The following is a 4,895-nucleotide window of genomic DNA, read 5'->3' on the forward strand; positions in this document are numbered from 1 at the left end:
CGGTCGCGGCCAGCACGGCGGCACCGGCCGCGAGCGCCTTGGTCGGCAGCGCGCGTTTGGGGCGGGCCGCGTGCCGCGACCCGCTGCCGTCCCGGCGGACCGGCGCGTTGAGGGCGCGGCGCGCGGCGGCGGCCAGCTCGCCCGCGGTCTGATACCGCTTGTCGGGCTTCTTGGCCATGCCCTTGGCGATGACCTCGTCGAAGGCGGCCAGCCGCGGATCGCTGTCGGACGGGCGCGGCAGCGGGGAGACCATGTGCCCGGCGATCTGCTGCTCGAGGCTGTCCGCGGGGTAAGGCCTTGAGCCGGTGAGACATTCGTAGAGCACACACGTCAGCGCATAGATGTCGGAGCGGGCGTCGACGTCGCCGCCCTCGAAGCGTTCCGGCGCCATGTAGGCCAGCGTGCCCAGGGTGCTGCCCGCGGTCGTCAGCCCCTTCTCCCCCGCGGTCCGGGCCAGCCCGAAGTCGATCAGGTACACGAAGTCGCGGCCGGTGATGAGGATGTTGGACGGCTTGATGTCCCGGTGGATCAGCCCCGCCTTGTGCGCGGCGTCCAGCGCGTGGGCCACCTGCTCCACGACCGTCACGGCGAACGCCGCGCCGAGCGGCTTCTCGGTTTCCGCCAGCATCGTGCCCAGGTTGCGGCCCTCGATCAGGCGCATGTCCAGGTACAGCCGGCCGTCGATTTCGCCGAACCCGTGAATGGGGACCACGTGCGGGTCGTTGATGCCCGCGGCGGCCTGAGACTCCCGGCGGAACCTCGCCTGGAACGTCTCGTCGACGGCCATGTGGTGCGGCAACACCTTGATCGCGACGATCCGATCGGTCTTGGTGTCGTAGGCCTTGTAGACCTCACCCATCCCGCCCTGGCCGATCAGCTTCTGGAGCTGATAGTGCCCGAACGGTGTCGCATTCACCGGTTGTCTCCTCGGCTGCGGCCAGTCGGTAGTCGATCGAAGTTACATCATGTTTGCCGGGGCTGCCCGGTTGCATGTCAATCGGCTGACGACTGGTTGCCCGTTCTGGACGTCCGATGCGTTGCGATGACGTTGTGTGGTGCGCAAGTGCTGCATTTTTACCACGATGGGCCCTCATTTGGCCCTACTCGGCACCCCGGGATCGTGTGGAGATGGTGCCCGGCTGGGTGCCGGCAACGTCATGGCGCGGGTTCGGGACGCTCAGAGCCGGAACATCTCCCGGGCCATCGCGGACTGCTCGAAGAGCGAATCGCGTTGCGGCGGGTAGTGGCGCCTGGGCTTGCCCTGCCGCATCGGCGCGGTCACCTCGGCGACGCCGTCGGCCGCACGAGCGGCGGGATGACGCCCGCGCACCAGCGCCATCAGCGCCCAGCGAACACCGGCCAGAGGCCTGGAGTGGGATATCGAAGCCATCGCAATTCACCTCATCTTTGGTCTGGTCACGCTCACCTTCGCAACGTAACATAAGAAAGTGAAGTCGCCACCAGAAACTTAAGTCGAAGATAGAAATAGGAGTGATGTGGGTAGGATGCTTGCCATGAGCAGGAAGAGCTATGGACAGTTCTGCGGCCTCGCTCACGCCCTCGACGTGGTCGGCGAACGGTGGACGCTGCTTCTCGTGCGCGAGCTCGGCTCTGGCCCGAAGCGGTACACGGAGCTGGCAGAGTCCCTGGCCGGTATCGGGACCAGCCTGCTGGCCACCCGGGTGCGGCAGCTCGAGGCCGACGGCGTCATCCAGCGCCGGCTGGCTCGCGACCAGCCGGGCTCGGCGGTGGTCTACGAACTCTCCGACTCCGGCCGCGAGCTCGCCGCGGCGGTCATCCCGCTGGCGATGTGGGGAGCCCGCCACCAGATGGCCAACGCCGACCCCGACAGCGAGTTGTTCCGCGCCGAATGGCTACTGACGTTCCTGGCGGCCGACATGCGCGAGGACGCGCCGCGAGACCTCGACGCGGTGTACGAGTTCAACATCGACGACAGCACCGCGTGCCTGCGTATTCGCGAAGGCAGGGTGTCGGTGCGGCCGGGTGGCGGTGCGACGCCGAGCGACGTCACCGTGCGTGCGAGCGCGCCGACCATCGCGGCGCTGGTGGGCCAGAAGGTGACCCTCGACGACGCCGTCGCGCAGGGCCGGCTCGACGTCACCGGTGACCCCGCCGCCTCCGCGGCGCTGTTGAGCGTCATCGAGAAGCGCCTGACCGAGCTCAGCGTGGCCTGAACCTCGCGGGGGTAACCGTTCGGCGGCCCTGGACCCTGTCGGAGTTCTACCGTGTGGGCATGGCAGATCAGTCGGCGGCGATCGACGCCGCTCATCCCCCGGAACCGGTGTTGCGGGTGATCAACCCCGTCCTGCGTCGGGTGCTGCGCACCCCGCTGGGCGGCCGCATCGGCGAGTTCATGCTCTCAACTTCACCGGCCGCAAGAGCGGGCGGCCGTTCTCGATCCCGGTCAGCGCACACCACCTCGACGGTGACCTCTACGTGGTGCTGGAAGCCCAGTGGAAGCACAACTTTCGCGACGGCGCGGACGCCGTGGTGTACCACCGCGGCAAGAAGGCATCGATGCACGGCCGGCTCATCACGGATCCGCCCACCGTGGTCGACATCGTCCACCGGCTGTCGCAGTCCTACGGCGCCAAGCGGGCCCAACGGACGATGGGGATGAAGTTCCGCGACGGCCGCGTGCCAACCGTCGCGGAGTGGGAAGACGCCGTTCCACGGCTGAAGATCGCGGCGATCAAGCTGACGCCACGGGTCTGAGAAGAGGCACTCACGCGCGCTTCGGGAGATTGCCGGTTCCGACCCCGCGTGCGCCGGCGGGTGTAGGCTGGTGACACTGTTTGGCGTTTGGCCAGAAAGCGGCGAGGCCGTATTGCCCACTCGCTATGGGGGACAGTCACTTCGCGCCTTGTCTCCGAGCCCCAGACGGTATGCGGGACATCAGACGACGACCTGTGTCGCCATACCCGTGATCTGCACTGCGGCCGGCGTTGTTTGCCTGCACTGTCATTCGGTGAGCTACAAGATGACTTCTCTCGTTGAAAACTCGACTGGCATCCCCCCGGCGGACTTCATCGACGCCGCCGCCGAGGGCACCGGTCTCATCCCGATGTTTCAGCCGGTCGTGTCGCTCGCCGACGGAAAGACCGTCGGCTACGAAGCACTGGCGCGGTGGCCCTTGCTCGCCCAGCTGCGTCCGTCGGTGGTGTTCGAGCGCGCGGCCGATCAGAGGAGTGCGGGGGTGCGGTCGGGCACCACGAACGATGCGCCGGTCAGCACCGGGGCGTCGGGACGGGACACGAACGGCAGGATGCGGAAGTCGGCGCGCAGTTCCTCGGCGGAGATGCGGGTGCGCACATAGCCACGCCGATTGCTGAAGTACCGGATATGAGGATTGTCGGGCAGGATTGCGTCGACGTCCGCGCGGGTATCGGAGCCGTCGCCGCCCGACGTGATCGACGAGGTCACCAATTCCGTTGCCACGCGCCGTGATAGGGGATCGTCGAGCCGTTCGCGGACTTCGGCGGCCCAGTGCGAATGCACGTCGCCGGTGAGCACCACGGCGTTGCGCACCGGCGAGTTCACCAGCCCGGAGATGATGCGGTCTCGGTTGGCGGCGTAGCCGTCCCACGCGTCGGGGTTGATGCCTCGTCCCAGGCCTGCGGTCACATCCATCGGCGCGAAGAAAACCTGTTGTCCGAGCACGTCCCACCGTGCTCGTGAACGCTGAAAACCGTTGAGCAGCCACCGTTCCTGGTCGGCACCGGTCAACGTCCGCGACGGGTCGAATTGCTCGCGACAGTCGCTGCCGAACTCGTCGCCACACGCCTGGTGGGTACGGTGCTGGCGGGTGTCGAGCATATGGAAGGTCGCCAGCGACCCCCATTCGATGCGCCGGTACAGCCGCATGTGTCCGCGGTGCGGCCTCGCCCACGCCCGCAAGGGCATGTTCTCGTAGTACGCCTGCAGGGCGGCGGCGCGGCGAGCAGCGAACCCGGCTTGCTCGCCGGGAACCGCGCCGGCCCAGTTGTCGGTGACCTCGTGGTCGTCGAACACCACCAGCCACGGCGCCGCGGCGTGCGCGGCCTGCAGGTCCTGGTCGGTCTTGTACTGCGCATAGCGCCGTCGGTAGTCGGCCAGCGTGACGGTCTCGGAACCGGCATGCCGTCGCACACCACCGTCACGGGCGCCGTACTCGTAGTGGTAATCACCAAGGTGTACAACGAGATCCGGCTCCTCCTCGGCGAGCTTGCGGTAGGCGGTGAACCAGCCCTGTTCGTAGTTCGAGCATGAGGCGACGCACATCGTCAGTGGCGCGAGCGTTCCTGGCGCCGGCGCGGTGCGGGTGCGGCCAGCGGGTGAGAGGAAACCGTGGGCGCGGAACCGGTAGAAGTATTCGCCGCCGGGCCGCAGACCCGCCACGTCGACGTGCACGCTGTGCGCCGACTCCGTTGTGGCGACTGTGGTTCCGCGTTGCGCGACGCGTGTGAACCTGTCGTCGGTCGCGACCTCCCATTCGACGTCAACTACCCGCGGCGGCATCCCGCCGAGGCCGTCGTCGGCCAACGGGTGCGGGGCCAGCCGGGTCCACAGCACCACCCCGTCTGCGGTGGGTTCGCCGGAGGCCACGCCGAGGGTGAAGGGGTCGGCCGGCACCGGGCCGCGACGGACCTCGGTGGTGAAGCCGAGCAGAGGCAGGGCGGCCAACCCCGCCGCGCCTTTGAGAACCGCACGACGGCGCAGGTTCGTCGATACCGACACGGCCGCAGTGTCAGCTGGTCACCTTGCTCGAGGGTGACGGGCGCACATACGGAGCCTGGATTCCGCCGGAATTGCATTCCAGCCAATGTGACCTTGCGGTCGCCCGTTCCGGGGTGAAAATGGGCTGGTGGTCGCCTTGCGACGCCGTGTCTGCATGG

At 68.0% G+C, this 4,895-nt stretch carries 4 protein-coding genes and 1 pseudogene; 2 read left to right on the plus strand and 3 right to left on the minus strand.

The genetic code is table 11. The features are described 5' to 3' along the window. A partial coding sequence (locus tag H7I57_RS28540; protein ID WP_264027837.1) for a serine/threonine-protein kinase occupies positions 1-916 on the minus strand: 916 nt, incomplete at its 3' end. A 261-nt stretch (positions 917-1,177) separates the two neighbouring features. Next, entirely contained in the window at positions 1,178-1,390 is a 213-nt protein-coding gene (locus tag H7I57_RS28545) for a hypothetical protein (RefSeq protein ID WP_264027839.1), read from the minus strand. A gap of 124 nt (positions 1,391-1,514) precedes the next feature. On the opposite strand from H7I57_RS28545, the gene H7I57_RS28550 reads away from it, so the two are divergent. Further along, positions 1,515-2,195, plus strand: coding sequence for a winged helix-turn-helix transcriptional regulator (locus H7I57_RS28550; protein ID WP_264027841.1), 681 nt, complete (start codon positions 1,515-1,517; stop codon positions 2,193-2,195). 59 nt (positions 2,196-2,254) lie between these two features. After that, a pseudogene (locus tag H7I57_RS28555) lies at positions 2,255-2,736 on the plus strand (hypothetical protein). Positions 2,737-3,201: 465 nt separating this feature from the next. Here the strand turns inward: H7I57_RS28555 and H7I57_RS28560 are convergent. After that, complete coding sequence (locus tag H7I57_RS28560; protein ID WP_264027842.1) at positions 3,202-4,737, minus strand: alkaline phosphatase D family protein; 1,536 nt, start codon at positions 4,735-4,737, stop codon at positions 3,202-3,204. Positions 4,738-4,895 lie beyond the last annotated feature (158 nt).

It is taken from the genome of Mycolicibacterium pyrenivorans (assembly GCF_025821625.1).
GTDB lineage: Bacteria > Actinomycetota > Actinomycetes > Mycobacteriales > Mycobacteriaceae > Mycobacterium > Mycobacterium pyrenivorans.

Excerpts from the sequence above, each read along its gene's own strand:
- H7I57_RS28545 (WP_264027839.1), bottom strand. The coding sequence starts at position 1,390 with ATGGCTTCGATATCCCACTCCAGGCCTCTGGCCGGTGTTCGCTGGGCG.
- H7I57_RS28550 (WP_264027841.1), top strand. The coding sequence starts at position 1,515 with ATGAGCAGGAAGAGCTATGGACAGTTCTGCGGCCTCGCTCACGCCCTC.